Source organism: Delftia acidovorans SPH-1, assembly GCF_000018665.1.
GTDB lineage: Bacteria > Pseudomonadota > Gammaproteobacteria > Burkholderiales > Burkholderiaceae_C > Comamonas > Comamonas acidovorans.
On the sequence record NC_010002.1, the window covers coordinates 2,137,034 to 2,162,528 of the forward strand.

A 25,495-nucleotide genomic window follows, 5' to 3' on the forward strand; every position below is an offset into this window, starting at 1 on the left:
GCCCTGCCATCAAGGAGAGAACATGGGTGTGAACCTCAAACAGAACCCCGATGGCTCCGTAGGCCTGGTGGGGGATGCAACTGGCGGCGATGGTGGTTTCGAGATCGCCCCGCTGGCCTATACGGCGACCATCGCCGACACGTCGTTCTTCACTGCTGACCGGGCGTACATCGTAAAGGGCATTCGTGGCCGCGTCGATGTGGCCGGCACTGGCGGCGCATGCACTGCGGTGATGCGCAAGGTCTCGTCTGGCACTGCTGGCACGTCCGGCACTGCACTGCACACAGGCACTTTCAACCTGGTCGGCACGGCCAATGCGGTGCAGACGCTCACGCTGTCCACGACGGCGACCGATCTGGTCATTGCAGCGGGCGACAGCCTGTTCTTCGACCTGACTGGCACGCCCACATCGGCAGTCGGCAACATCACCGTGACTTTGGCGCCGTCCAACTGATCACAGGGGCTCCGGCCCCTTTCCTTTTTCTCTCACCGCTGAGAAGCGTCGGAGATCCTCATGTCGCAAATCTACTGCGCCGGTTTCGTCACGATCACGATGCCGGGTTTCAGCGCTGCTACGGGCGCATCCTCGGCCGCGACGGCTATCCCTGTGGCGTCGGACGGCAATCGACCCCGCTATGTGCGTGTGGCCGCGCGCAATGAGTGCTACGTGAAGCTGGGCATCTCGACTGTCGTTGCCACGGCAAATGACATCCTGGTGCAGCCCGCGGATTCAGTGATCCTGCACGTGCCCAATGGAATCACGCACATCGCGTACATCCAGGGCACGGCAGCTGGCCAGGTCAATGTCACTCCGCTGGAGCAGGCCTGATGCGGACCGTCATCGACCAAGGAAACGGTGTCAAGACGCTGGTCCAGCTGAATGGCGATGGTTCGTTGACGACCGGCACGATGCAGGACTGCGAGTCCATCCTGGAGCGGAGCAAGGCACTGCACAACGAGGGCATGCACGGCTCCAAGGACATGCGCCTGGCTGCCTCGATTCCCGTGGTTGTGATCGAGAAATGGTGCAACGACAACGGCGTGCGATACGAGGACCTGGGCCGCTCGGCAGAGCTCAAGCGCCGCATGCTCAGTGATCCTGCGTTGAGCTCGTTTCGTGTCTGGAAGGGGCGCATATGAGCCTTACAACCTATGCCGGCCTGCAGGCATCCATCGCGAGATGGCTCAAGCGCTCTGACTTGACGGCAAACATTCCTGACTTCATCTCATTGGCGGAAGGCAGGATTGCGCGCGATCTGCGCCTGCGTAAGCAGATCACCAAGGTGACGCTTGTCACCACTGGTGGCGTGCAAGGCGTGGATCTGCCTGATAACTACCTTGAGGCCGAGAACATCACCCTTGATGGTGGTGAGCCGCGTCAGTTGACGTTCGTGCCCATCGAGCACCTGGACACCAAGTACCCGGCCAACTACACGGCCATGCCAGGCGTCTACACGTTGCTGGGCAACCAGTTGCTGCTCGGCCCGGTGCCGGATGGTGTCTACAACATTGACGTCACGTACTACGCACGGTTCGTCCCGCTGTCAGATGTGAACACAACGAATTGGCTGCTGCAGAACCATCCCAGCATCTATCTGTTTTCCGCGCTGGCCGAAGCGGAATTGTTTCTTGTCAACGATGAGCGTGCCGTGCTATGGGCCTCAAAAGCAACACAAGAGATCGGCACTTTGCAGAGCGTAGACGATGCTGCAGTGCATAGCGGTACAGCGTTGAGAGTCAGGACGGTGAATTGATATGACTGTCGAAACCGCGACCTACATCAACCAGCTCAATCCGTCGTGGCCGCTGCAATCGGACATTGTGCGGGAAGGTGCTGGGCACATTCGGACCACCAAATCCACGCTTCAGGCATCTTTCCCGAACGTGGCCGGCGCGGTCTCCGCATCCCATGTACAGCTCAGCTATGTGACTGGCGTCACATCGGCAATTCAGCCGCAGATAGACAGCAAGGGTGCAATCACGGGGCAGACGTGGACTGGACCCCATGTCTTCAGCGGCTCCATCACGGTGCCGACCCTGGCTCAGGGCACCAGCACAGTCGGAGCCGCTTCCACGGCATTCGTGCAGAACGAGTGGGCGACCAGGCTGCCAAACTACACAGGCCCCATCACAGCATCCACAACTGAGTTGAACCGCGTCGCTGGTGTCACATCTGGCATTCAGACCCAGATCGACGGCAAGGGTGCCATCAACGGTCAAACATGGTCGGGAACCCACTCCTTCCCATCAACCACAACTGTCGGCCCACTGACTCCAACGAAGCAGGGCTATCTGGCCACTGTCACGAGTGATGTACAGGTCCAGATCGATTCCAAGGGCGCCATCAATGGCCAGATATGGTCTGGAGCTCACGATTTCCGCTCAGGCAGCGTCCTCGCGCCAACCAGGACCACGGGCGATTCCACCCAGAACGTGGCAACGACTGCATTTGTTGCTGCAACGGCGCTCTCTTCATCGCTTCCCGGGCAAACCGGGAATGCTGGGAAGTTCGTCACGACAGACGGATCTGCGGCAAGTTGGGACTGGGCGCAACTCGGGACTGTTGTGCACACGGCCGGCGGAGTGCTTCAGGTCGGAAAATTGAACATCCTGAACTGCACTGGTCAGGCGTTCACGTTGCCAGCATCATTTACAGACAAGGATCCGCTTGGATTCGTACATGTCGACACGGCAAGCATCAACACCATTGATTGGGGAACCAGGAACCTTTTTGGGCGCCAGCCTGGCGTGATGACGCTCAGTGGTAACAACGTTCGCGGGTATGTTCGCTGGAACTCCGCTACCGGGGGATTTGTATGAGCAGCGAGTTTTCTGATTTCTTCGGTGGTGGCGGCGGGTCGTCCATCTCCCGCGGCTGGGCAATGCAAGTCTTTGCGGCGAAATCAATTACTTTCCCAAAATCGGGGTTTGTGCGTGTTGCTGTGCAGTCGGCGGGAGGCAGTGGCGCTGCAACTGCTGGAGCGACAAGTACGTGCGCAACCGGGGGCAATTCGGGTCCGTGGGGCGTAAAAGTCTTTCGGGTTGCGGCGAACGATGTGCTCGCGTTGTCAATTGGCGCGGGTGGTGCTCGGCCGGCAACTGGCGGCAGCAACGGCCTGCAGGGGGGCACGACGACAGCGACACTTAATGGAACGACGATCATCACAGCCCAAGGCGGTGAGGGTGGCACTTACTATAACAACGTCGGGACTGCTAACGCTCCCGCCCCTGCTGCAACAGTCACCGGCTGTGATTTTTGGGTGCCAGGTCTGAGGGCGGGTAGTGCAACCGTAGCTTCTGGTGGCCAGTCTGTAAGCGGAGGTGCTGCTAGCGATATTCTTCAATCTGGTCTTGGGCGATCGCCGAACGCTACAAATAATAGCGTTGGCATGGGCGGTGGTTCTGTTGGGAACGATGTTGGCTCCCCTGTTACTCCATATCTAGCTCTTGCTAACTGGGGGCTTGTTTCTGCGAGTGGATCGAAAGGCCCTGGACAGGGCGGCATATTGGGCAGCATCCAGCCTGGATTCTTTGGTGGCGGCGGTTCAACGAATACCGCAAGTAATAATGCATATACAGATGCAATTATTGGCGGCGGTGGAGGATCTGGCACCTCTGCCTCACTTGCTGGGGTGGGGGGCGCTGCTTATGTTTACCTGCAATATGAGCCCGTGGCGTGATTATGCGAATCGAAATACTCAACGCAGACGGCACAGCCGCAAACACGATCATCGCTACGCCTGAAGTTGCGGAGCAGCTGCACCCTGGGGCCTGGCGCGTGGCTGCTGAGCAGTATGAGCCCATGCTCGCAGTGACGCACATCTCATGCACTCGCCGCCAGGGCCGGCTTGCGCTGCTCATGCTGGGCCTGCTTGAGGCCGCCGAGGCTGCCATTGCCGCAATGCCCGATGGCGCCGACAAGCGTGCGGCTCAGATCGAGTACGAGGCGGACACCTGGGAGCGGCACAACCCGTTCCTCTCGGCCTTATGGGCTCAACTCGGCGGCACGCCGGAATCACTTGATGAGGCCTTCGCGCGAGCTGTGGCCCTCTGACCCGAAACCATCACACCAACCCGCTTCGGCGGGTTTCTTTTATGCCCAGCAAGACCTTCTTGGACCTAGGAAAGATAGGTGTAGTCAAGGACGTTGCTTCCCAGGAGTTGCCCATCAATGCCTGGTCTGACGCGATGAACATGCGCTTTCGCAATGGCGGGATTGAGCGCATGAAGGGTGAACAGCAGGTGTTCGCTACTCCTACAGTTACGCCATATTGGTTGCAGCCGTACTACCAGGGGGGCAAGCGCTATTGGATTCACGCTGGGCTCGCGAAGATCTCTGCTGATGACGGCACGACAAGGACCGACATCACCCCGACCCCTGCGCCGTCAGGCGCCATAGACGACCGTTACACAGGCGGCGTGCTGAATGGCGTGCTCGTCGTGAACAACGGTGTGCAGACGCCGTGGTATTGGGGTGGCACCGGGGTACTGACCGTGCTTCCAAATTGGCCGGCGAACATGAAGGCAGCTTCAGTGAGGCCGTTCAAGAATGTGCTCGTCGCACTTGATGTGACCAAGGGAGCGACACCGAAGCGCTATGCGCAGATGGTCAAGTGGTCGCACACGGCAGACCCTGGAACGGTGCCTCAAAGCTGGGATGAGACGGACAAGACGAAACTGGCTGGCGAGTTGGAACTTGCGGAAGAGCCGTCTTTGCTGATCGACCAATTGCCTTTGGGTGATGTGAACATCATCTACAAAGAAAACAGCATGTATGCCATGCGAGCCACAGGCGGCCTGGACGTGTTTTCCTTCCAACGATTGCCGGGTTCGGTCGGTGCGATGGCAAGAGGTTGTATTGCTCAGACGCCTTTAGGACATGTGGTGCTGACCCATGGGGATGTGATCCTCCATGCTGGCCAGGGGCCTCGCTCGATCATCAACGGAACGCTGCGCAAGTGGCTGTTCATGAACATCGACAGCACGAACCGCAACCGGGCATTTCTGACCACGAATCCTCCCTACAAGGAAGTGTGGGTGTGCTTCCCTGAGCTCGGCGCCGATTCCTGCACTCTGGCAGCGGTCTGGAACTGGGATGAGAACACATGGACCATCCGGCAGCTCCGCAATGTGACCTATGGCGCAGTTGGACAGCTGGACACCGTGACCACTAGCACATGGGATTCTCAGAACTACGCCTGGGACGATGCTGTCCAGGCCTGGAGCGAGGATGAGCTTTCCCCTGCTCAAGAACGGCTGTTGATTGCTTCGACGCAGCCAATGATCAATGCAGTGGACATCACTGGGACGATCAACGGTACGCGCTACACAAGCGTCGCAGAACGTACAGGACTGGCGCTTGACACAACGGAGATGGTCAAGCTGATCCGCAACCTGCGATTCCGCGCGACAGGGCCGCAGGGTGTGCAGCTGCAGATCGAGCTTGGCGCGCAGATGAGCCCCGAGATGCCGGTGCAGTGGTCTCCTGCTGTAGTTCACACCATCGGAGCCAATCCATACGGTCAAGTCGATTCGTTCGCTACGGGCCGATACCTGGCCATCCGCGTCACATCACTGGACAACCAGCCGTGGCGCTTCCAGAGCTTCGATGCTGATTTCGTCGTGCAAGGGAGGTACTGATGTACGTGCCAAGAAACGTCCCGCCAGACCCTGGCGCACTGCCAGAGTTCCTGCATCAAGAACTGCTGAACATCCAGACGGCGTGGCAAGCAGCTGCGCCTTTTGTCTATCTGCAGCCGCTGCACAAAGAGCCTGCGAGGCTGTTCGATGGCCTTGTAGTCCTGGCTGATGGCACAGATTGGAACCCTGGCAGCGGTGCCGGGTACTACGGATACAGAAACGGCGCCTGGCGCCTTTTGGGATGAGGTGAACAATGGCATATACCTACCAATACGCGGATGGAACGACCGGCAGCAGCCCGTACCAGATTGGCGCTGACGGCCGCGCGCTGACAAACGAGTATGGCGGCGTCATTGAGGGGAAGTACCTCGGCAGCGATGGCAACGCCAACGGCTGGCTTGTGGGTGCGAACACCCCCAGTCCATCCACTGGTGGTGGCAGTATCGGCGGCGGCAGCAATGCAGTCTTCGGAGGAACAAGTCCAGGCGGCTACAACGTCAGCACCGGAGACAACTCCTATGGCGGCGGATCCTCTGGTGGTTCTTCTGGCGGCGCTTACTACCAACAGGGCACGAATCCGTATCTGCAACAACAGGCGGACGCACTGACGAAGGACATGACGAACAACTTCAATACCCGGGTGCTTCCTGGTATTGGGTCGCAAGCCATGGCTGCGGGTGGTTTTGGCGGTTCCCGCCAAGGCGTCATTGAGGCGAACGCAAACAACGATCTGCAGAGTCAGATCGCAAGCGGTCTCGCGGGTCTGCGCGGCAACGGATTCAACACCGCTCTGCAGTACGACCTGGGGCGCCGGAACAACGATCTCGGCTTCTACAACGCAGGCAACAGCTACAACCTGGGCCTGGGCAATCTAGGATTGGGATACGCCGGTCTTGACCGTCAGATCAACAACGACAACAACAGCTGGGCGCTGCAGGGGGCGCAACTGGGCAACAACACCTGGAACCAGTTGATGGGCAACAACCAGACCGGCATCAACGCCGGCACGAACATCCAGAACACGCCGCTGAACTACCTCAACAACTTCGGGAATCTGATCAACAGCATCGGCTCTGGATTTGGCACCACCACGGGAACCGGAAGCACTCAGGGCAACCCTCTGCTGGGGGCTTTGGGTGGTGCACAGCTGGGCGGCCAGATCGGCAATCTGTGGGGGACCGGCAACAGCGGCGGCAGTTCCGTTGGCAGCGGTTCTGGCCTTGGCTTGAAGGCGCCTGGCTCTGGATTCTGGAGCACGCCGTAATGCACTTTCTTCCCAGCACCGTTCCTGATGAAGCCGCGGCAGCTTTGGAGCCGGCATTCCGCCGCACACATACGGACACCGTGGAGATGTGGTTGGAGCGTTGCCGCGCGGACCTCGCCCAGCTTTGGGAGCACCAGGGCTACTGGGCAATCAGCGAGGTCATCGACGGCAAGACATGCCGCGTGCTGCACCTTGTGGCAAGCGCAGGCGTGTTCAACAACGAGCTGGTGGATGAGGTGGAGGCCTGGGGCCGGTCCATCGGGTGCAAGAAGGTAGTGGCCGAGGTGCGACGCGGCATGACCCGCCGTCGCCCTGGCTACAGGATCAAATCAGTAGCAGTAGAAAAGGACCTGTGACATGCCAGATTCAATCGGAAAAATCGCAGGCGGCCTGGTGGGCGGCCTGTTCAGCGACAGCGGCGGCGGCCAATCTCAGACCCAGACGCGTGAGCCGTGGGGACCGGCCCAGCAAGGCCTGAAAGATGTGCTGAATGATGCGACAAAGCTTCGCACGTACTACCAGCAAAACCCGCTGAACCAACTTCAGCAGACCAGCTATCAGAACCTGTACGGGGACATCGACAACTATCGGCAGAACATGGCCCCGAGCATGATGGCCCTGTCCAACCGGTTGATGAACAGCAACTACCAGCGCGCTCCTGCAGGGTCGGAGCTGGGCGGATTCCTGCAGCCGGAGCGTGGCATGGGCGCTGGCACATACCGCACTGGCGCGACGCCAGGCGGCAGTGTGGCTGGCGGCAATGGTGCTGGTGGCGCATTGCAGGGGTTGCTGGGCCAAGCTGGACAGGGATATTCTCCTCTGATGCAAAGCGGCGGACTGCTCGGCGGCATCTCTGGGGCAGCTGGCAGCCTGCCGGGTGCACAAGGCCCGGATTCTGGCGCAGGACAAGCGATGCAATCTGGTGGCATCCGCCCGAGTCCGATGATTCCCACGATGATGACGAATCCCGGGACAGCGTACGGGCAGATCGACTTCGGCGCACTGAACCCCTGGACAAGCGGCGCGATCCCAGAGCCCAAGGCGCCAGAGAGCAACACCGGCAATCTGACCGACGCCGAGATCGAGTATCTGCGCCGGCAGGCGGCCCAGGATCAGTTCCGCCGTGACCAGTACGGCTACGGCGATGGAGGTGCGTGATGGCTGGACTTCTTGACTTCCTGAGCGCGCCTGAGTCTCAGCTTGGTCTCGGTCTACTGGCGGCGGCGGGCTCTGGGCAGAAGTTCGGCCCCGGCCTTTTGAGCGCCGTCCAATACGCGGACTCGCAGCGCAAGGGCGATCTGCAGCAGAAGCTGCTGCAAGCTCAGATGGACAACTACCAAAGCGAGATTGAGGCCCGCAAGCTAGCGGCCGTCAAAGACGCGCGGCAGCAGGCCTGGATTGAGCGCCTGATGGGCGGAAGCCCGACTCAGGGCCAAGGCGCTGGCTTTGTCGGTGCTGCTGGAGCGTCTGGCGCTGCGCCTGGTGCCGGCATGCCAGCGGCTGGTGGTGGCGGCCAGGGCGGTGGCGGCATTCTGGAGCTAGCGCGCTCCCTGGGCATCCCTGAGCAGGCGATTCAAGCTGACATGGCTTTCAATGGCGGCAAGGGCATCGCCGCGATGATCGAAAAGAACGGCGGCCGGGATATGCAGGTCACGAACGGCTATGCCTACGACAAGAACCGTGTGGGCGCCGGCTTCATGCCCAGCCTTTCCACCTCCCAAGACGGAAAGACGAGCATGGTCCGTATCGGGCCTGATGGCCTGCCGGTCGTATCGGCGCCTCAAGGTGCGCTGGAGACCTTCAACAACTACCAAGGTGTTCAGGCCAGCTACAAGCCCATCAAGATCTACAACCCCGAGACAGGCCGAGACGAATACACCAGCGAAGGCGCGGTGGTCCGCGGTGCACGTGGCGGCGCTGGAGGCGGCCAGCAAGACATCCGCAGCTCTGCATATGCGGGCGGATCGCGTGCATCTGCAAATCAGGAGAGCATCCAGATCCTGCAGATGGAAATGCAGCAGCCTGGACGCACGCAAGCCGAGAAGGACGCCATTTCGCGTGAGATTGGACGGCTTCAGTTCATGCCGAAGGGGGAGGGCGCGGCGCCTGCGTCTGGGAACTATGCTGCAGGCCCTAGCTCTGCCGAAGCCGCTCTATCAGATGCTGCCCGGGCGCGTGCCGTGGACACAGCAAAAGCCGATGTGGTGCGCGATACCGACAACCGCAGCAAGGTTCGCAATGCAAACGACAACCTGTCCAATGCAGACCGCGCCATCGAGCTGCTGAAGCTAGGCCCGACGGGAAGCGTCATCGGCTCCCTGATGGATAGTGGATCAGCTGTGTTCGGCCGATCCACTCCAGGGGGAAAGATCGCGGCTCAGCTCGATATCGTGTCTGCCAACATGGTGAAGAACGTCCCGCGTTTCGAGGGACCGCAGTCCAATATTGACGTTGAGGGCTACAAGTCCGCTGCGGGCCGCGTGGCTGATCGATCTCTGCCAATTGACCAGCGGATTGCTGCCGCTCAGGAGGTGAAGTACTTCGAGCAGAAAGCTCTTCGTCAAGCTGGCGGGCAGCAGACTGGCGGCGCCACCGGCAGCTGGGGAGGGTCGCCAGGAGGCGGTAAGAGCGGGCAAGTGATCAACTTTTCGGACCTCAAATAATGGATGTACGTCTGCCGGATGGCACCATCATCAGCAATGTCCCGGACGGCACGACAAAAGCCGATCTGGTCACGAAACTCCAGAAAAACGGGATGGCTGTGCCTGCTGATTGGCTGCAGCAAAGCGCGCCCGCTGCGCCTTCCAACCCCGTTCAGGACGCCGGCCGCGCAGTCAACCGCGGCATCTCTGACCTGCCACGCCAAGTCGGTCTTGCTGGCCGCTACGGCTTGGAGGGGCTGGCAAACGCAGCACAGGTCTTCACTGAACCTGTGGCCGGACTCATGCGCATGGCAGGCATCAACACCGCGCCCTTGGGGCAGGTTGCAACCAGTGCGGCCGATGCCATTGGCTTGCCCAAGCCACGCGACGAGCTGGAGCGTGTGGTGGGCGACGCAACCCGCCTTGTCGCGGGCGCGGGTGGCACTCTTGGTGGCGCCCAGCAACTGGCAAAGCTGCCCGGCATGATCGGCTCCGTGGGGAGTGCGCTGTCTACTGCACCAACCGCTCAGCTTTCGTCTGCTGCTGGCGGTGGTGGCTTGTCTGGCCTGTCGCGCGAGGGTGGTGGGGATGAGTTGCAGCAGGCCGCCGCTGGATTGATCGGCGGGGTCGCTGGCGGCTTTGCTCCCGGTCTGGTGCAGGGTGCCACAGCGGGTGTGAAGCGTGCCCTGGCGCCGAAGATGACGCCCCAGCAGTTGGATGCACAGATCAATGTGATATTCGAGCGCTCGGGAGGCGACTATTCGCAGATCCCGGAGCGTGCGCGCCAAGCACTGCGCACCGAGTTGCGTGATGCCTTGCAAGCGGGGAAGGAGCTGAACCCAGATGCTGTGCGCCGTCTCGCTGACTTCACTGCGACTGGCCTTACTCCTACCAGGGGGTCTGTGACCCTGAACCCGGTACAGATCACCCGTGAAATGAATCTGGCGAAGATCGGTGCCAATGCCGGCAATGCTGATTTGCAAGGACTGGCGCAAATTCAAAATGAGAACAACGTTAGACTCATCCAGTCGCTAAATGAGCAAGGTGCAACTCGTGGCGATCTGCAACGTGCTGGAGAGCAGATCACATCCTCTATCCTTGGTCGTCGTGACAATCTTCGCTCTGCGGAGCAGGCGGCATGGGATGCGGCAAAATCTTCGCCAGGATATCGCCAGCCGATCTCGCCAAAGGTGATCAGCGACATCAACCAGACGCTGGGCGAGGAGGGACTGATGCCTTTCATGAATCCCGGAGTTTCCAGGTACATGGAAGCCTTCATGGATGGGAAGCAGCCCTTCACGCCTCAGGACTACCGAAACCTGCAGTCCATGCTCTCCCGCGAGATCGCTAGGGGTGGCAATGAAGGGTACGCAGCGAAGACTGCAGCACGCGTTCTGAGTGAGTCACAGGTGCAGCCGATTACAAATCCTGGAGGGATCGACTTTGGGAACTCGGTTCTTACCGGAGACATGGCGCAGCGGCTGCGCACTATGGACGCGGCGCCAGGATCGGCCATTGACGCAGTGAACCGTGCACGTGGCGCCACGCGTTCAGCTTATGCATACGAGGATTCATCTCCGTTGGTGCGCGAGGCACTTTCTGGCGGCAACTCTGCCGACCCGGCCAATATTGCTAAAAAGTATGTGATCGGTGGGACTCCAAACCAAGCCCAGATGCTGGCCAAAGAAATCGGCCCACAAGGAGTGCCAGTCATTCGGGACGCCATCGTTGCCCACCTGAAAGAGAAGGCTCTGAACCGTGGGTCGGATGAGGTTGGGAAATTCAGTCAGTCCGCTTACAACAAAGCGTTAGCCGATATTGGAGAGAAGAAATTAGGCTTGTTCTTTCAGCCAGAAGAAATAGAGTCACTCAAACGACTTGGCCGTGTCGCAAGCTACACGCAAGTTCAGCCAGTGGGGTCTGCCGTTGGCAATAGCAACACCCCTGCGGTGCTGCTGGGGAGAGGTCTTGACCTTCTTGGAAAGGTTCCATTCATTGGCCCAATGGCCGCGAACCCGCTGAACAACCTGCAGATCAGCATACGTGAGGGCGCAGCGCAAAACGTGCGCCCTGGGCTGCTGGGCCCTGTCCAGAAGGAGCCCGTGATGCGCGGCCTGCTCAACCCAGCCCTGGCATACACGGGCGGCCTACTTGCGCCCCCGCCATGAGTCGTAGATGGCAAGCACGATCAGCGCGCCGATCCAGCCTATGAAGCCCGGGCTGAAGTTGCTGTTCCTGATCATCTGATTGATGGTCTCACGCAAATTTTCCATAGTCCTATGCCCGCCTTGAGCGGGCTTTTTGTTGCAAAAGTATGGCTGGTGAATACGACCCCACAAGCGGCATGAGTCCGCTGGAATTGCTCCTTGCTGGCATCGGCCAGGGCATGAACAACACGAAGTCTGGGATACAACAGTCGCTGGGTCAACTGTCGAAGCAAGACATTCGCGATCTGCGCGATCTCGACTCGCCGCTGCTGGCCACCGGGATGGGGCGCGCGGGCTCAGTCCTGGGGAGCACGCTGAGCATGGTTCCCGTCGCATTCGCGCCTGGCGCAAACACATTGGCCGGAGCAGGCCTCCTGGGCGCCGGGATGGGCCTCCTGCAGCCCAGCGGGTCCACTGATGAGACGTTGCGCAACGCTGCGATGTTCGGGCTCCTCGGCCCGGCCAGTCAGCTCTCCGGGCGCGCGCTTGGCGGCCTTCTTTCGATGCCGAGCAAAGCCGCCGCTTACTAGCTTGGCGATCAGCAACAGTCCAAGCGCTGCAAATGGCACCAGGAAATAGGACAGATAGGGCCACACAGATGAGAACCTCCCTAGAGCCGTCTGGGCGCTTGCAAAAGATCATCGAATTCAAGCTCTCCCTTCAATATCTGCTTTCGATATTGGGAGCCATCGGAATGATGATCGTGACTATGTACTTCAAGGGCGAGAAAGCGGCGGAGGAGATCGTGGCCTTGCGGGGCGACATCCGCGAGTTGCGGGCCGAGTTGAAGGTAAAGGACACCACTACCAACGGCCTGTCTGGTGCCTTGACGCTCTTGCAGTTCCGCCTGGAGACCGCCGAATCCGACATCCGCGTTCTGAAGCAGGGCGAGCCCGTACCGAGGAAGACCAAATGATCACTTTTCCTTATGGGTGGATCGTCTTGCCCTGCTCTTCAAGCTTGATATCTCGTATACATGAGTAGGAGACATGTTAAAAAATCCTCCTATCTCTTTTGCTGTAAATCTCCGTGATGAATAAAGAATCCTTACAGCATCTACTATATTGTCACTAAACTTTGTCAAGTTGCATACTTCCCCATGCTGCATATTTAGCAGCATTTTTCTTGCATGTCTGTTATTTTCGGCGTATGTAGCCCATTCTAAGTTTGAAGAGCGGTTGTTTAGCTTGTCTCCGTCTATATGATTTACTGTTCTTGCCTTTTCTGGCATATCTCCCAGGAATGCCTTCGCGACAAGTTCGTGCACAGGTGCTTGGCTCCTGTGAGGTTTTAGTGATACGTATAGATAACCATTCTCATGGATGTTCCCAGTAAATATTTTCTCCTTATATTTTCTATTTAATCCGCCAGCTATGGTTGATACGTATTCATTTCTTTTCAGCCTGCCATGTGAGGATATTGCATAGTTCGGATACTCCGTATCCGACCATATTTCATCTTCATGCGTTAATTTCTCTAAACTGTTCATGGTGTCACCGTATGTCAGATTTTCTTTCTGCATTTGAAAATGCCCTTATGAATGAAGGAGGGTATCAGCTGACCAACGTTTCTGGCGACAAGGGCGGCATGACGTATGCCGGGATCGCGCGCAACCGCTGGCCGAACTGGAGCGGGTGGGATGCCATCGATGCTGGTGGCCGGCCTGCTGCAGATGCAGTACGAGCCTTCTACAAGCAGAACTTCTGGGATGTGATGCGGCTGGATGACGTGTCGTCACAAGTGATCGCCCGGCACCTGTTTGACTTCGGGGTGAATGCCGGAACGGGCACGGCTGTGAAGATTGCCCAGGTGGTGGCTGGAGTCACGCCAGATGGCGCAGTCGGCCCGCTCACCCTGGCGGCGCTCAACATGGCCGACCCTGAGCTTTTCAGCGCGCGGTACACCATCGCCAAAATGGCCCGCTACCGCGATATCGTCACGCGCGACAGGAGCCAGAGCAAATTCCTGCTGGGCTGGCTCAACCGTACCCTCAAGGAGGCCGCATGAACCCGATCATCCTGGGCGGCATCGTGGATGCCATCGGCAAGATTGCTGACGACCTCTTCACGTCCGACAAAGAACGTCTGGACGCGCAGATCGAACTGCAAAAGGTCAGCATTGAGGCCGCCAAGATCGATGCCAGCCTGGCTACCGGCCAGATGGAGGTCAATAAGGCCGAGGCCACGAATGCAAGCCTGTTCGTGGCTGGGTGGCGTCCGGCCATCGGCTGGGTCGGCGCTGCGTCGATGCTGTACCAATTCCTGATCTATCCGTTCCTGGTCTGGGCCTGGGCACTGATGCAGGCCAAGGGCTGGGTTCCGGTGACGATGAGTGCGCCGCCCATGCTGGAAGCAGAGTCGCTTTGGGTGATCCTGTCCGGTATGCTGGGCATCGCAAGTCTGCGCACGGTCGAAAAGGTCAAGTCCGCAGGCGCTTCGAAGGGGTGAAGTGGTGGGGGGATTTTTGACACATACCCCGCACAGGCTTCACAGAATGCGACCGAGGCAGACGACAAACCCAATGTAGATCAACAACTTGCGGCATCTGCAAGGACTGCGTACAAAACTCGAAATCAGGCGTACGTGCGAACGTACCGAGGGTTCGAATCCCTCCCTCTCCGCCAATGTGTCAGCAAACAAGCGCCTTCCGAGGCGCTTTTTTGTTGTGCCCATCAATCTACCCATCATTGGATGAAGCGATGGCAGGTTTAGCGAAACGACCTGGTTTCCATGACGACCAGGAGCGAACGACGCCCATGGGGTTGGTCCGCTACGGGTATGAGTTCTTGGAGTCTGCTTTCGTTATGTACGAGCGTGCGGCCCAGCCAAGACCTCCACTGGTTCCGTGTCCACCAATCCCAGTCTTGTATCTTTTGGGGCATGGGTTGGAGCTCACCTTCAAGGCTTTTCTACTGAGCAAGGGTGTCACTCTCAAGCACATTCGCTACGAGCTGGGCCATGATTTGGAGTGGGCATTCAGCAGCAGCAAGGAAAACGGCCTTGGCACAGTACTTCAATGGCAAGCTTCTGATGAGTCTGCGCTGACTTTGTTCAATGTGATGTACAAGGCGAAGGAGCTGGAGTACATAGTGACAGGAGCAAAGACCATCCCTTACTACCCACTGCTGCAGAACTTCTCTATCAAGCTGTTTGATGCGGTTGCTACCCCCATCGGCTTCCGGAAGCGTCTTGCCACTTGGACCTTGGATGAGTCGCCAGTTTGACGTATTGCTGAGCATCGTCAGGTGCGATGGCTGGACGTTAAAGCTTTAACAAAGAATCAAAGAATCAAAACGCCCCGAAAACCCGCATGGATGCTGGGTTTCGGGGCGTTTCTGTTTGATTAACAAAATTCAAATGGGGGAAATTTTTTGCGCGTGCGGAACAGGGCGGCCTAGGCCGGCAAGGGCTGTGGACTTCGGTCCACCCACTGGCCTACGATCACCAGACACCAAGGAGGCATCGATGATTAAGGTCTACGTGGACACAGGGGGCGAGATGCCGGGTCTGAAACACCTCAGGGCGCGAGGCTTGGCGGGTTCGGTCCATTTCCCTTATGAGCAACGCCTCAAACGCATTGACACGACTGCAAAGCCATCCAATCTGTCTTGGGGCGGCAGCGCGGCGTCTCATGCCGATCTCGCAGGCATGTCTTGGTCCGACACTGGCGAGAAGCCGATGCATGCGGCGATCGCAAAGGTTATTGGCGCGCACAACGTGGCCGACGTTCAACACCTAGCCTCTGCCCATGCGGCCGGCTGCGACGCTATGCTCACCTCCGACAAAGGCGACATCTGGCGTCACCGCGACGAGCTGCACGCGCTGCTCGGCATCCGCGTCTTTCATTCCGCCAGCGAATGGCCAGATTTCGTGGTTTTCTGCGAGAACAGCGCCTCCTAGCACCCGCGCCCTCTCCCTTTGCTGGCCCGACAATGCCTCTGAGGCGCGTCAGCCAGGCTCAGGCGCTTACGATCAGGCTCCCCTATCACCGAACGATGGAGTGCAAATGGAGCAATCTCAGGACTACAGGCTTGTCCTCTCTGCCAGGATTTCAGCGCTGGAGAAGGTTGTGGAGCAATTGGCTGTCCAGCAACTATCTGGAATGGACAATGCGGCACAGCTGGTGGCGGAGATGCGAAGGGCGGCGATTGCTTCTTTGGAGATCGCACCGATGAACACAGGCGGCGTCCATCTCACGCCTCAGCAACAAGAGTGGCTCAGAAGAGAAAACATCCAGAGCAAGCACCAGACGGAAAAGCTCTTTTCTGCAGTGGAGCGCTCTTTGAGCACCAGCTAGCCCCGAACAAGCAAAAGCCCCGCTGGGCGAGCCATGCGGGGCTTTGTTGCGTCTGGGCCTGCGGTAGTTACGCGCGCACGCCCTTGACCACTGCGAATGTCTGCGGGTAGGGGATCACCACATCAGCGCAGACGTGGCAGGCAAAGCCGATTTCGCCGGTGGATGCGAAGACCTCGTCCAGTAGTTGGATGCTCACGTTCTCGCGCAGCAGGCAGTTGCGGCCATAAAAAAGGCCCGCGTTGGCGGGCCGTGCTCAGATCTCCAGGGCCTTGCGGTCCTTGCCTTCAATCCAGCGCGGCGGTTTGCCCCGGCCGGTCCAGGTGGCTCCGCTGGCGGGGTCGCGGTATTTGGCCACGCCAATGCTGGCGGACTTGGCCTTGCCGGTGCTGAAGATGTCATCCTGGGTCAGACCGAACTGCTCGACGAGTTCGCGGACCTTGGCGATGACTCCGCCTTTTTCCGCCTTCAGGGTGGCGGCGATCTTTGCCTCAAGCTCGGCCTTCTGCTGGAGGAGGGTTTTGTAATCTGCTGTCATGTATTCCTCATGGATAGTGTGCTACACAATGACGCATTCTATGGAGACAGGGCCAATGTCGCATGTGGGACATCGTTGGTGTTTGCACCTAGCCTCTGCTCCGCCTGCCCCCAGGCGCTGTGCGCGGACCGGGCCTAGGCCTCGGCAAATTCGCGCCTGGCGCTGAAGTGCAGGATTTCGGAATCCTGCGCTCCCCCCTGTCTTTGAATGACGATGGTGCCGTTGGAATGCAGATAGATGCGGATGCCCGGCAGGGTGTCCGAATCCAGATGGCAAGGGCTTTTGTCGAGGTTTTTCCAGCCATGTTCTGCGCACAGCGTGCGTTGCCGCATGCGGTTGAGCAATTCACGGCGAGCGCCGGCGCCTTCGCAGATGCGCATCCAGAGCAGCAACAGCATGTCGTGTGCCTCCTGGCGGGATGAGCAGGGAGGCATGTGCTTCAACTGGTTCAGCAGGGTGAAGAACCGTTCCTCTGCGCTGATTTCGAGTGCCATGATTGCCTCCTGTGTGCCTGGATATGCATCAAAGTGTAGGCAGGCCCGGTTCCGCGAAGGCGCGGCGTTTGGCGACAGCGCCGGTGGCGTTTTTTCCTTCGTGTTTGCAGGATTTCTGCCAGGGCGGCTGTCATGGCCCATGCCAGCCGTATCAGTGCGACTGCATGCCCATGAGATTGCACGACATGGCGCATTGCTGGCAGGCTGCCGCGCAGGTCTGGCAATGGTCGTGGGAATGCTTGCTGCATTCGTCGGCGCAGGCCTGGCAGATCTGGGCGCACAGGCGGCATATGTCCGGCGCATGCGGGCTCTGGCGCGCCATTGCGGCCACGGCCAGTTCGCAGATCTGCGCGCATTCCAGGTCCTGGGCAATGCAGGCGGCCATCATCTGGACGTCTGACTCCTTCAGGCAGGCGGAGGCGCAGGTATTGCAGGCAATGACGCAGGCCTGGCAGGCGTCCATGCAGGCCTTGTAGTCGATGGCAGGTGGGGTGGTATTCATGGCAGTTCTTCAGGAATGAGGGAGTGAAGTCGCGCAGGGCGTTCTTCCTTGGCCATTCGCTGGCAGCTATCCGCACCAAAGAAAACGCCCCGCGAACGGGGCTGTGTCAGAGACCGCAAGGGTCGGGATTTACAGGTAGGGCACGCCGTAGTAATCGTTCACGCGGCGGCCATATTCATCGGTGTATGCCGGAGCCGTATCGCGCTCGTAGCGTGGAGCGTTGTCCAGTTGCTCACGCGTCAGCGACACCACGTAGCCATTCATGTTGGGCTCGTACTTGAGGGATTCCCAGGGCAGCGGATAGCGATCCGTGCCGATGCCCAGGAAGCCGCCGAACTCCATGACGGCATAGCGCACCTTGCCGGACAGCTTGTCGATCATCAGCGTGTCTATGGTCCCCAGCTTGTCGCCTGCCGGGTTGTAGACATTGGTGCCGCTGACGGTTTCGGAAGAAATGACGCTCGATACGGTGTTGGGTGTGACCATGACGTTCTCCAGTGAGTGGGTTTGTGCTGACCCGCCAGCGCGGTGCGTCTGGCGGCTGAGCGATGCGGCTTTGAATGGGGCGCGGTAGCCGGCCTGTCAAGAAAACCTGTGCATCGCCTGGCGAAGTCGAAGCCTGTGTGCTTCTGGGTTCTAGCTTAGGACGGCATCTGCGGACACCGGGTAGTCGGGCCGCCGCGACGGGCGTAGGAGGTGCCTTGGGCGGCGGAGGCCAGTTCCTACGAGCCCCTGTAGTCACGGTCGGCGGGGCGGCGGGCCTTGGCTGACGCGGGGCAGCAGCCTGGGCCGGCTGCGGTGCGGCAGGGCGGGGCGTACAACAAAAACGACAGGGCAATTAAGCGCATGCAGTCCCGCATGCGTGTGGCATGCCCCGAAGGAGAGCCCCATGAATGCAAGCAACAAGCCATCCATCCAGCCCATCCAGCCGGTGTCCACGGATGCCCCCGAGGATGAAGACCTTGCCGAGCAGGCACGCCCCGGCCACGGTGTTCCTTCGCAGGACCCCGATGCGTCTGCGCAGTTCGAACTGTCGCCCGAGGATGCAGAGCGCGAGTCGCGCTCGGTCTTCATCGGCGGCGGCGTGCTGGCCGGAGCCGCTGCAGGCGCTGCGGCGGGTGCTGCGATTGCCGGCCCGGTGGGCGTGGTGGTCGGCGGCACGGTAGGCAGCGTGGCCGGTGCGCTGGGCGGTGCGGCCGCTGGCGCCGTGGCACCTGCGCAGGGGGCGGAAAAACCGTCGCACCCCGGCAGCAAGTCTTCCGGGTGACAGGGAAGGGGTGGTGGCAGGCCCTGTGTAGCGCAGCGGCCATGGACGGGTGTGGGTGCATCCCGTATACAGAGGCCTATCCACTTTCTTCCCACCCCAGATGGCCAACGTACTCATCGGCATCGTCGCCGCAATCCATGTCTACATCCTCGTGCTGGAGATGTTTCTCTGGGACAAGCCGGCCGGACGCCGCGCGTTTGGCCTGACGCCCGAATTTGCCCAGCAGACCAGGACACTGGCCGCCAACCAGGGCCTGTACAACGGCTTTCTCGCCGCCGGGCTGATCTGGGGGCTGGCGCAGGGGGCCGATGGCCTGGGCTTCAAGTACTTCTTCCTGATCTGCGTGCTGGTGGCCGGCGTGTATGGCGCCGCCACGGCCAGCCGCAAGATCCTCTGGGTGCAGGCCGTGCCGGCGGCTGTGTCGCTGATTGCGCTGTACCTGGGCCTTTGAGCGCGCCCAAAGCGCCCAAAGCTCCCAAAGCGCTCAGGGCGAGCTGGCCGTGAAGGTGACCTGCCCGGTGTAGGTGCCTGCCCTGCGGGAGGCCAGGTTGGCATAGGACAGGGTCCAGTTCGCCGTGCGCTGGGTGACCAGCCCCGCAAAGGCGGTGGCCACCACGTTGACCGCTGCGCCCGTTCCCGTATTGGGTATCAGCGGCGCGGGCAGGTTGCTGTCGCTGGTGGCGATGGTGATCTCCGACAGCGGGATGGTATTGGCCCCGCTGGTCAGCGCCGTGGTGGCGGTTGCGCGCAGCGTGACTTGGCCTGCGTTGCTGCGCACCTCCACCGGCAGCACATTGCCGCTGGGCGTGATGCTGAAGCTGGGGGCCGCGCCGCTCCAGTTCACCGAGGTGTTGCTGCCCGCCACGGGCGTGGTGGGCACGCCAGGGATGGACGGGGCGAGCACAAAGGCCACGCTGCTGGTCGTGCCGCCGGGCGTGGGCCAGGTGCCGTCGCCGATGCGAAAGAAGATGAACTTGTCGATGGCGATGGTGAAGTCCAGGTTCACCGAGGTGCTCAGCGGCACCAGCAGGCTGGGGCCTGTGGTGCTGGACGCCGCATGCGCGGCGTGACCCAGGCCGCCCAACGCCATGGACAGGGCCAGCCACGCCATCGGCCTGGTTGCCATCACTTCAGTTCCACATCGATCTTGAAGCTGCCTTTTTCCCAGTCCAGGCTGCCCTTGGCCTTGACCGGATACACGGGCTGCGGGGCGGGCTGGCCGTCTTCGCCCTTGGGCATGAGGGCCAGCGTGCGTGTCTGGCCGGGCAGTATGGGCGTGCCTTCCGGCACCAGTTCGAAGCGGCGGCCCTTGTTGTCCACGGCGTCCAGGCTGCCTTCCAGCCGGCCATGGGCATCGCCGGTGTTGCTGACGGTGACCAGGGCGCGGCGCGTCTTGCCGTCTTCGGCCATGGAAAGCTGGCGAATGTCCAGCTGGGGCGAAGCACCTCCCAGCGTCACGTAGACGGCCACCGCGATGCGGCCCGTGACAGGCAGGCTCAGGCTGGCGCCGCCGCTGCGTATGACGGTCTGCTGCGCGGGCTCCACGCCTTCGATGGCGATCATGAAGCGGCATTCGCCGCGCGGCGCATCGGCAGGCGGCTCCACCTGGAAGCGGAAGGCCTTCTTGCTGCGGCCTGCAATCGTGACGCTGCGCCGCTCCAGCAGCACCCAGGGCCGGCAACTGCCGGGCAGCAGTTCGTCGTGGTAGGTGATGTCGCCCGTGTCGGAATAGGTCCAGTCGATGGTGCGCATGGCCACCTCGGTGGGTGCCGAGGCCAGGTTGTGGATGTCCAGCGATTGGCCCGTGCGCGCACCCGGCTTGGCCGACAGCTCGAAACGCGAGGGCGCCACGGCCAGCTCGAACGGTGCGGCGGCGGCGCCGCTGCAGGCGATCAGCAGGGCCAGTGAAGCGGCGATGAGAGGAGCTTTCATGGCAGGGTCTCGATCTCGAAGTAGGACTCGAAGCTCAGCGCCGAGCCCCGGGTCAGGCGCAGCTCGGCGGGGTCGATGTGCAGCGTGAGGTCGAAAACCTCGGCCATCCAGGGCGTGCGGACCACGCCGTTCCAGACCTGGACCCGGTCGCCGGGCCGGCCCGTGCCGCCCGCAAAGACGCCGTTGCCGCGCCACTGCACCTGCATGCCCGCAGGTGAGCGCAGGCCCGTGACCAGGGCGGGAATCACATAGAAGATGCGCGCCGTGCGGCCGACATGGGGCGCCGTGGCCAGCCGGTATTCGATGCGTCCCATGGGCAGCTCCAGCAGCCGCTCGCCGACGACCCTGGCCCGGGCGAAGTCGCTGCGCACCTGGGACCGGGGCGAAGCCGAGTCGTCCAGCCGCGCCACTTCGGCATGCGCCGCGAGGGCCGTGGCCCAAGCCAGTGCCATGCACAGGAGCGGCCAGGCCAACCGCCTCATACCATCGATGCCGTGAAGCGCACGGTGCCCTTGTAGTTGCCGCCCGGGTAGACCACGTCGTTGTCGTAGGTGAACTGCAGCACGGTGCCGGTCAGTTGCCGTGACTGGACGGTCCAGCCAGCGACCGGGCACAGCGCGCCAGAACAGACGGATGCGTTGGCGTTGTAGCTGGCGATGGACTGGCCGGCGCTGGCGGTGAAGCGCCCGTTCTGTATGTCGCCGGACGCAGCATTGCCGTTGTTCGATGCCACCCAACTGATCTTGCTGAACGGAATGGTCGCGCTGCCGCAGCCACCCGACTGGCAGGAAAGTGCGGTGGATGAATCGACGACCAGGGTGACTGGCCGGGCCACGGCGGTGCCCAGCGCGGGACGTGTGGGAGACACCGAGACACTGATGCTGGGCGTGCCCGTCACGGCCACGGGCGTGAGGCCGGCGTTGGCTCCCGTCACGCTGAAGGCCACGGTGTCCACGGTTGCCCCGGACGTGCCCACGCGCAGTGTCAGACTGTAGTTGAGCAGGTCTGTGTCGGTCACGATGGTGAACACGGCCTGCGCGGGCGGCTGCACAACGCAGAGGGCCGCTGCGGCCAGCAGGCGAGGCAATGCCTTGTCCATCAGATGCCCTGGGCCGTATACGTGATGACGTTGGTATAGGTATTGGCAGCCCAGCTGGCCGGCGTACCTCCCAGCGCATACGCCCAGGTTCCCGTAGCAACCACGTTGGAAGGGAACGAGGTGGATGCGCAGGCACCCAGATTGGGCCCGGGGTGGGGCAGGGTGCCTGTGGTCGTGACGGTGAAGTCCGCATTGGCGGGGCCGCCCGTGGCATTCCAGGCGCCGACCGCGCAGTTGATGGTGCCGGCGCCGGCATTGGTCCAGGCATAGACCGTGAGCGTGGCGGCAGCCGAGGCGGTGGCCACGGTGGGCGCGGCGCCGTTCCAGTCCACATTGGTGTTGTTGACGGAGGCCAGCGGCGTGGTGGGCACGCCGGGGATGCTCAGCGTCGAGGTCCAGGTCACCGTGTCCACCGTGGTATTGGTCGAGCCCACGCGCAGCAAGATGAGCTTGGGCACGGTCACGCTGAGGTTGACCTTGGCCTGGGCCGTGATGGTTCCGGTGCCCGATCCGTACTGGCTCTCGGCCATGGCAGGCAACGCGGTCAGGGCCAGGCCGAGGCCGCCGAGCGATGCGGCCAGCAGGCGTTGGGCGATGGGTGTTCGGTTCATGGAATCTCCTTGGATGGAACGGGTTGCCTGGGAAGCCTGTGCGCCTTAATCAGTCATTCATTCACTCATTCACTCACTCGCCCACCTTGACCACGGCAATCGACGCCGAGGCCTGGCCGCGCAGGGGCACGTGCACGCTGCTGGTGTTGTCGCCGGAGGCGCCCCAGGGCAGCGGTACGCTTTCCTGGGTGAGCGACAGCCGGTGGTGGCCCGTGGGCACCACCGGGAATTCGAACTGGCCATCGCGGTCGGTCACCGTGCGGTAGCGGCCGTCAAGCACCACCTCGACGCCGGCCACGCCCACCTCGCCCGCCTGCTGTTCGCCGTCGCGGTTGGCGTCGTAGAACACGCGGCCGGACAGGCTACCGCCGCCCACGCCTTCACCGGGTGCGCCTGCGGCCGCATAGGCCGTGCCCGCGCTGCCTTCCCAGCGCAGGTAGACATAGGCAGTCTTCTCGTCGCTGCGGTAGAGGTTGGGCAGGGAAGAGGGCGTGGGCAGCAGCGAGGACCGGGCCTGGTTGAAGTGCGCCATGAAGCCCATGCGCCAGCCTCGGCCCAGTTCCTTCTCGGCCGACAGCGAGCCCGACAGGCCCCGGCTGGTGTAGAGGCTGCCGCTTTGCGAGGTGTAGCGCAGGTTGCCGGCCAGCTGCAGCCCGCTTTCCAGCCAGTAGCGCCATTGCAGCCCGGCTGTTGGATAGTTGCGCGACATGCCGCCGCTGCGGTCGCGCGCATAGCCCAGCGTGGTGGTGAGCTCGGACCGCAGCGTTGCCTGGCGTGCACCGGCCCAGTCCTGCTCCCACTGCACCTCCTGGCCCGTCGCGGAGGAGTCGCCCAGCACGATGAGCTCGTTGCGCCGAACGGTCAGCATGAAGCGGCTGCGCGGCCAGTCGAAAAAGCGGGTCTGGTAGAACGCGCTGCCATAAAGGCTGCGCGATTGGCCGCCGCCTGCGGTGCCCGCATCGTTGCGCGTCTGGTAGGCGCTGAAGCTGCCGCCCACGGCCGTGTGCCGGTCGAACTGGTATTGGGCATTGCCATTCGCCCCCAGGCGGCGGTAGCCCGACAGTTGAAAGCCTGTATCCTGCGCCGTGGTTTGCGGCGTGCGTTCGTAGTCCAGCCCCATGCCCCAGCTCAGGCGGGTGACATGGCGGTCCACGCGCCAATAGGCGCCGCGCGCCGCGCTGGACAGCGCGTAGTCGCCAAAGTGCAGCTGGGGCTGGGCTGCATGCAGGCCGAATTCATGGCGGTAGGCGCCAGCGCGCGCGCTGGCCTCGATGAACAGGCCCTGGGCGCTGCTGCCCTCCGTGCCGGCGGTGCCTGCCGCTGGAGAAAACAGGGGCGCGCTGGTACGGCTGCCCAGCAGCGTGGTGCGGAGCCTGAAGTCGCCATCGCGCAGCACGCCGCGCCCGTAGCCCAGCGAGGCGGCCCAGCTGGTCACGCGCTTGCTGCCCAGGCCCAGGGCGGAGCCGGGGTCGTATTGCGTGTCATCGCCGGGGTAGTGCCTGGGACTGTAGTAGGCGGGAACATCGTTGGCCTGGTCCAGCTGGAAGGCGGCAAACCAGGGGCCATCCAGCCGCACGGTGGCGCCCAGCCAGCCCAGCGTGCCCTGGTTTTTCTCGAACCCGGGGTAGGGCCCTCCCGTGAGAAGGCCGCGCTGGCCGTAGCCCGCGCGCAGGTCCAGATCCGGGCGGAAGATGCGCGCCGAGGCGCCGCGCACCGTGGTCGAGCCCAGCGACAGCCGGTAGTTGCGCGCCAGGCCATCGGTCAGCTCGCTGTAGAGGTCGCCCACGGCCGTGTCGGCGAAGGTCTGCGTGGTCAGCGGAAAGCCAAGGTTGCGCAGCGTGAAGCGCTCGCTCGTGGCTTGCCGGGCATAGCCCAGGCCACCAATACTCAAGCCACCAATACTCAAGCCACCCATACCCAGGCCATTGCCAAAGTTGTCGCCGCTCAGGTGCCGGCCTTCGGCCTGCAGGGTGAACTCGCCGTAGTTCAGTGTCTCGCGGCGGTATTCGAGGCGCTGGCCGATTTCTGTGGCGCGCTGGCGGCCATAGCCGGTGGTGCGGGATTCGCCCAGGCCCAGGCGGCTTTCCACCACCCAGGCGCGAAAGCCCTCGGGCTGCTCGGCTTCGGGCTCGGCGGCAGCGGACTGTGCGATCTCGTCCGGATCCATGAAACGGTCCTGGTAGGCGGGGGCGGCCCCTTCGGAGAGTGCCTTGAACCGGGCCTGCTCGGCCTGGTCGCGGTCCAGGGATTCGATGCGTGCCTCAGCCATGGAGGTACCGGCAACGGCCGCCGAAGAAGGTGTTTGCGCCTGTGCGCCGCACAGGAAGACGGGAGCGGCTGCCAGGCTCCACCCAAGGCACGCGAGCGGCAGGCCCGACCAGACTCCAGCGGGGCCGGCAACGGTCCGCGGCAGCGTTCGAATCATCAACCAAGATCCCTGCTTTATTCATCGGATGCCAAGCCATCTGGCCAAAACAACGGATCACAAAACTGCGGAAAATGGCTGAATGCGTGCAGCCATCGATTGGGCCCTGCAAATACCGGCGCTGCACTTCAAAGACCGGCCGTTGTCAATGGTGTGCCGAATGAGAGGTATTCAGGGTGAATATCATCGTTCCCTAAATGGCATGGTTTATCCAGTAGGACGACACGCTGCCGGATGGTAGGGGAAATGGTGATGCCATTCGATGTTCATCTGTGGCGCTGCGGTGCCTGGCTGGCAGTGCCCAGAGGGCAGTTGGCAGGCTTTGCTTTTTGGCCATGGATGGGTTTCAGGTTTTCTATTGATAGCAATGAATCATTTGTTTTTCATGCGGCAATAGAGGTCGCTGGGCGTAATCTCCGTATTCAGGCAATGCATCTGTTGGAAAACGAGGGTTCTCATCGGATTCCGGCTGCTGGAGAATCAAGGAATGGCGCAACTGAAGTGCGCCAGGTTCTGATTGGTTTTTGGACTGGTATCCGGCCAGGTTCATTGATGCAGGCTAAAGCACCTGCACCAATGCA

At 61.5% G+C, this 25,495-nt stretch carries 33 protein-coding genes; 21 read left to right on the forward strand and 12 right to left on the reverse strand.

Going from position 1 to position 25,495, the window contains the following annotated elements; translation table 11 throughout:
* Positions 1–22 precede the first annotated feature (22 nt).
* The 14 genes from DACI_RS09725 to DACI_RS09790 all read left to right on the forward strand — a co-directional run bounded on the left by DACI_RS09725 (position 23) and on the right by DACI_RS09790 (position 12,669).
* On the forward strand, positions 23–454 hold the full coding sequence (locus DACI_RS09725; RefSeq protein ID WP_012203872.1) for a hypothetical protein: 432 nt from the start codon (positions 23–25) through the stop codon (positions 452–454).
* A gap of 60 nt (positions 455–514) precedes the next feature.
* The gene (locus DACI_RS09730; protein ID WP_012203873.1) at positions 515–829 is read left to right on the forward strand and encodes a hypothetical protein; all 315 of its coding nucleotides are present in this window, start codon (positions 515–517) and stop codon (positions 827–829) included.
* On the forward strand, positions 829–1,140 hold the full coding sequence (locus DACI_RS09735; RefSeq protein ID WP_012203874.1) for a hypothetical protein: 312 nt from the start codon (positions 829–831) through the stop codon (positions 1,138–1,140). Before DACI_RS09730 ends, DACI_RS09735 begins: the two co-directional genes overlap by 1 nt.
* Complete coding sequence (locus tag DACI_RS09740; protein WP_012203875.1) at positions 1,137–1,754, forward strand: phage adaptor protein; 618 nt, start codon at positions 1,137–1,139, stop codon at positions 1,752–1,754. The genes DACI_RS09735 and DACI_RS09740 overlap by 4 nt, the downstream gene beginning before the upstream one ends.
* A 1-nt stretch (position 1,755) precedes the next feature.
* A complete protein-coding gene (locus DACI_RS09745) occupies positions 1,756–2,820 on the forward strand; it encodes a hypothetical protein (RefSeq protein WP_012203876.1) in 1,065 nt (354 codons plus the stop codon).
* Positions 2,821–3,682: 862 nt separating this feature from the next.
* Positions 3,683–4,054, forward strand: a complete 372-nt coding sequence (locus DACI_RS30730; RefSeq protein ID WP_012203877.1) for a hypothetical protein — start codon at positions 3,683–3,685, stop codon at positions 4,052–4,054.
* 41 nt (positions 4,055–4,095) lie between these two features.
* Positions 4,096–5,640 (forward strand): hypothetical protein, encoded by a 1,545-nt coding sequence (locus DACI_RS09755; protein ID WP_012203878.1) that lies wholly within the window; start codon positions 4,096–4,098, stop codon positions 5,638–5,640.
* A gap of 253 nt (positions 5,641–5,893) precedes the next feature.
* Positions 5,894–6,904, forward strand: coding sequence for a hypothetical protein (locus DACI_RS31925; RefSeq protein ID WP_012203880.1), 1,011 nt, complete (start codon positions 5,894–5,896; stop codon positions 6,902–6,904).
* The gene (locus DACI_RS09765) at positions 6,904–7,260 is read left to right on the forward strand and encodes a hypothetical protein (protein ID WP_043781094.1); all 357 of its coding nucleotides are present in this window, start codon (positions 6,904–6,906) and stop codon (positions 7,258–7,260) included. Before DACI_RS31925 ends, DACI_RS09765 begins: the two co-directional genes overlap by 1 nt.
* Position 7,261: 1 nt before the next feature.
* The gene (locus DACI_RS30735; protein WP_012203882.1) at positions 7,262–8,062 is read left to right on the forward strand and encodes a hypothetical protein; all 801 of its coding nucleotides are present in this window, start codon (positions 7,262–7,264) and stop codon (positions 8,060–8,062) included.
* The gene (locus tag DACI_RS09775; protein WP_012203883.1) at positions 8,062–9,567 is read left to right on the forward strand and encodes a hypothetical protein; all 1,506 of its coding nucleotides are present in this window, start codon (positions 8,062–8,064) and stop codon (positions 9,565–9,567) included. The genes DACI_RS30735 and DACI_RS09775 overlap by 1 nt, the downstream gene beginning before the upstream one ends.
* Complete coding sequence (locus DACI_RS09780; RefSeq protein WP_012203884.1) at positions 9,567–11,714, forward strand: hypothetical protein; 2,148 nt, start codon at positions 9,567–9,569, stop codon at positions 11,712–11,714. Before DACI_RS09775 ends, DACI_RS09780 begins: the two co-directional genes overlap by 1 nt.
* Before the next feature lie 146 nt (positions 11,715–11,860).
* The gene (locus tag DACI_RS09785; RefSeq protein WP_012203885.1) at positions 11,861–12,283 is read left to right on the forward strand and encodes a hypothetical protein; all 423 of its coding nucleotides are present in this window, start codon (positions 11,861–11,863) and stop codon (positions 12,281–12,283) included.
* 98 nt (positions 12,284–12,381) lie between these two features.
* Entirely contained in the window at positions 12,382–12,669 is a 288-nt protein-coding gene (locus DACI_RS09790) for a hypothetical protein (RefSeq protein WP_157059639.1), read from the forward strand.
* Here DACI_RS09790 and DACI_RS31120 read toward each other — a convergent pair whose 3' ends face one another.
* Positions 12,670–13,275 carry an HNH endonuclease signature motif containing protein gene (locus tag DACI_RS31120; protein ID WP_080518183.1) on the reverse strand — a complete coding sequence of 202 codons (606 nt, stop codon included), beginning with the start codon at positions 13,273–13,275 and terminating at the stop codon, positions 12,670–12,672. It abuts the gene before it with no gap.
* On the opposite strand from DACI_RS31120, the gene DACI_RS09800 reads away from it, so the two are divergent.
* The 5 genes from DACI_RS09800 to DACI_RS09820 all read left to right on the forward strand — a co-directional run bounded on the left by DACI_RS09800 (position 13,254) and on the right by DACI_RS09820 (position 16,049).
* Positions 13,254–13,760 (forward strand): glycoside hydrolase family 108 protein, encoded by a 507-nt coding sequence (locus tag DACI_RS09800; protein ID WP_012203888.1) that lies wholly within the window; start codon positions 13,254–13,256, stop codon positions 13,758–13,760. The genes DACI_RS31120 and DACI_RS09800 overlap by 22 nt on opposite strands.
* The gene (locus DACI_RS09805; protein ID WP_012203889.1) at positions 13,757–14,200 is read left to right on the forward strand and encodes a holin family protein; all 444 of its coding nucleotides are present in this window, start codon (positions 13,757–13,759) and stop codon (positions 14,198–14,200) included. The genes DACI_RS09800 and DACI_RS09805 overlap by 4 nt, the downstream gene beginning before the upstream one ends.
* Positions 14,201–14,637: 437 nt before the next feature.
* On the forward strand, positions 14,638–14,976 hold the full coding sequence (locus tag DACI_RS09810; RefSeq protein ID WP_225971065.1) for a hypothetical protein: 339 nt from the start codon (positions 14,638–14,640) through the stop codon (positions 14,974–14,976).
* Between the two features lie 241 nt (positions 14,977–15,217).
* The gene (locus DACI_RS09815) at positions 15,218–15,652 is read left to right on the forward strand and encodes a PIN domain-containing protein (RefSeq protein ID WP_012203891.1); all 435 of its coding nucleotides are present in this window, start codon (positions 15,218–15,220) and stop codon (positions 15,650–15,652) included.
* Between the two features lie 106 nt (positions 15,653–15,758).
* Positions 15,759–16,049, forward strand: a complete 291-nt coding sequence (locus tag DACI_RS09820; protein ID WP_034390857.1) for a hypothetical protein — start codon at positions 15,759–15,761, stop codon at positions 16,047–16,049.
* A 67-nt stretch (positions 16,050–16,116) separates the two neighbouring features.
* Here DACI_RS09820 and DACI_RS32705 read toward each other — a convergent pair whose 3' ends face one another.
* The 5 genes from DACI_RS32705 to DACI_RS09840 all read right to left on the reverse strand — a co-directional run bounded on the left by DACI_RS32705 (position 16,117) and on the right by DACI_RS09840 (position 18,066).
* On the reverse strand, positions 16,117–16,245 hold the full coding sequence (locus DACI_RS32705) for a hypothetical protein (protein ID WP_012203892.1): 129 nt from the start codon (positions 16,243–16,245) through the stop codon (positions 16,117–16,119).
* A gap of 57 nt (positions 16,246–16,302) precedes the next feature.
* Positions 16,303–16,584: an H-NS histone family protein gene (locus tag DACI_RS09825; RefSeq protein WP_012203893.1), complete on the reverse strand. Its 282-nt coding sequence runs from the start codon at positions 16,582–16,584 to the stop codon at positions 16,303–16,305.
* Positions 16,585–16,718: 134 nt separating this feature from the next.
* The gene (locus tag DACI_RS09830) at positions 16,719–17,078 is read right to left on the reverse strand and encodes a hypothetical protein (RefSeq protein ID WP_012203894.1); all 360 of its coding nucleotides are present in this window, start codon (positions 17,076–17,078) and stop codon (positions 16,719–16,721) included.
* Between the two features lie 151 nt (positions 17,079–17,229).
* Positions 17,230–17,580: a four-helix bundle copper-binding protein gene (locus DACI_RS09835; protein WP_012203895.1), complete on the reverse strand. Its 351-nt coding sequence runs from the start codon at positions 17,578–17,580 to the stop codon at positions 17,230–17,232.
* Between the two features lie 129 nt (positions 17,581–17,709).
* Complete coding sequence (locus tag DACI_RS09840; protein ID WP_012203896.1) at positions 17,710–18,066, reverse strand: PRC-barrel domain-containing protein; 357 nt, start codon at positions 18,064–18,066, stop codon at positions 17,710–17,712.
* Positions 18,067–18,469: 403 nt separating this feature from the next.
* On the opposite strand from DACI_RS09840, the gene DACI_RS09845 reads away from it, so the two are divergent.
* Both DACI_RS09845 and DACI_RS09850 read left to right on the forward strand, forming a co-directional pair.
* Positions 18,470–18,847, forward strand: coding sequence for a hypothetical protein (locus DACI_RS09845; protein ID WP_012203897.1), 378 nt, complete (start codon positions 18,470–18,472; stop codon positions 18,845–18,847).
* 100 nt (positions 18,848–18,947) lie between these two features.
* Positions 18,948–19,298, forward strand: a complete 351-nt coding sequence (locus tag DACI_RS09850) for a DUF1304 domain-containing protein (protein ID WP_012203898.1) — start codon at positions 18,948–18,950, stop codon at positions 19,296–19,298.
* Positions 19,299–19,331: 33 nt separating this feature from the next.
* On the opposite strand, the gene DACI_RS09855 is transcribed toward DACI_RS09850, so the two are convergent.
* The 6 genes from DACI_RS09855 to DACI_RS09880 all read right to left on the reverse strand — a co-directional run bounded on the left by DACI_RS09855 (position 19,332) and on the right by DACI_RS09880 (position 24,758).
* Complete coding sequence (locus DACI_RS09855) at positions 19,332–19,973, reverse strand: hypothetical protein (protein WP_043781097.1); 642 nt, start codon at positions 19,971–19,973, stop codon at positions 19,332–19,334.
* Complete coding sequence (locus tag DACI_RS09860; RefSeq protein WP_012203900.1) at positions 19,973–20,779, reverse strand: fimbrial biogenesis chaperone; 807 nt, start codon at positions 20,777–20,779, stop codon at positions 19,973–19,975. The genes DACI_RS09855 and DACI_RS09860 overlap by 1 nt, the downstream gene beginning before the upstream one ends.
* On the reverse strand, positions 20,776–21,231 hold the full coding sequence (locus DACI_RS09865; protein WP_012203901.1) for a hypothetical protein: 456 nt from the start codon (positions 21,229–21,231) through the stop codon (positions 20,776–20,778). Before DACI_RS09865 ends, DACI_RS09860 begins: the two co-directional genes overlap by 4 nt.
* 26 nt (positions 21,232–21,257) lie before the next feature.
* Positions 21,258–21,878, reverse strand: a complete 621-nt coding sequence (locus tag DACI_RS09870; RefSeq protein WP_012203902.1) for a hypothetical protein — start codon at positions 21,876–21,878, stop codon at positions 21,258–21,260.
* On the reverse strand, positions 21,878–22,489 hold the full coding sequence (locus DACI_RS09875; protein ID WP_012203903.1) for a hypothetical protein: 612 nt from the start codon (positions 22,487–22,489) through the stop codon (positions 21,878–21,880). Before DACI_RS09875 ends, DACI_RS09870 begins: the two co-directional genes overlap by 1 nt.
* 73 nt (positions 22,490–22,562) lie before the next feature.
* A complete protein-coding gene (locus DACI_RS09880; protein ID WP_225971066.1) occupies positions 22,563–24,758 on the reverse strand; it encodes an SdrD B-like domain-containing protein in 2,196 nt (731 codons plus the stop codon).
* Between the last annotated feature and the right edge of the window lie 737 nt (positions 24,759–25,495).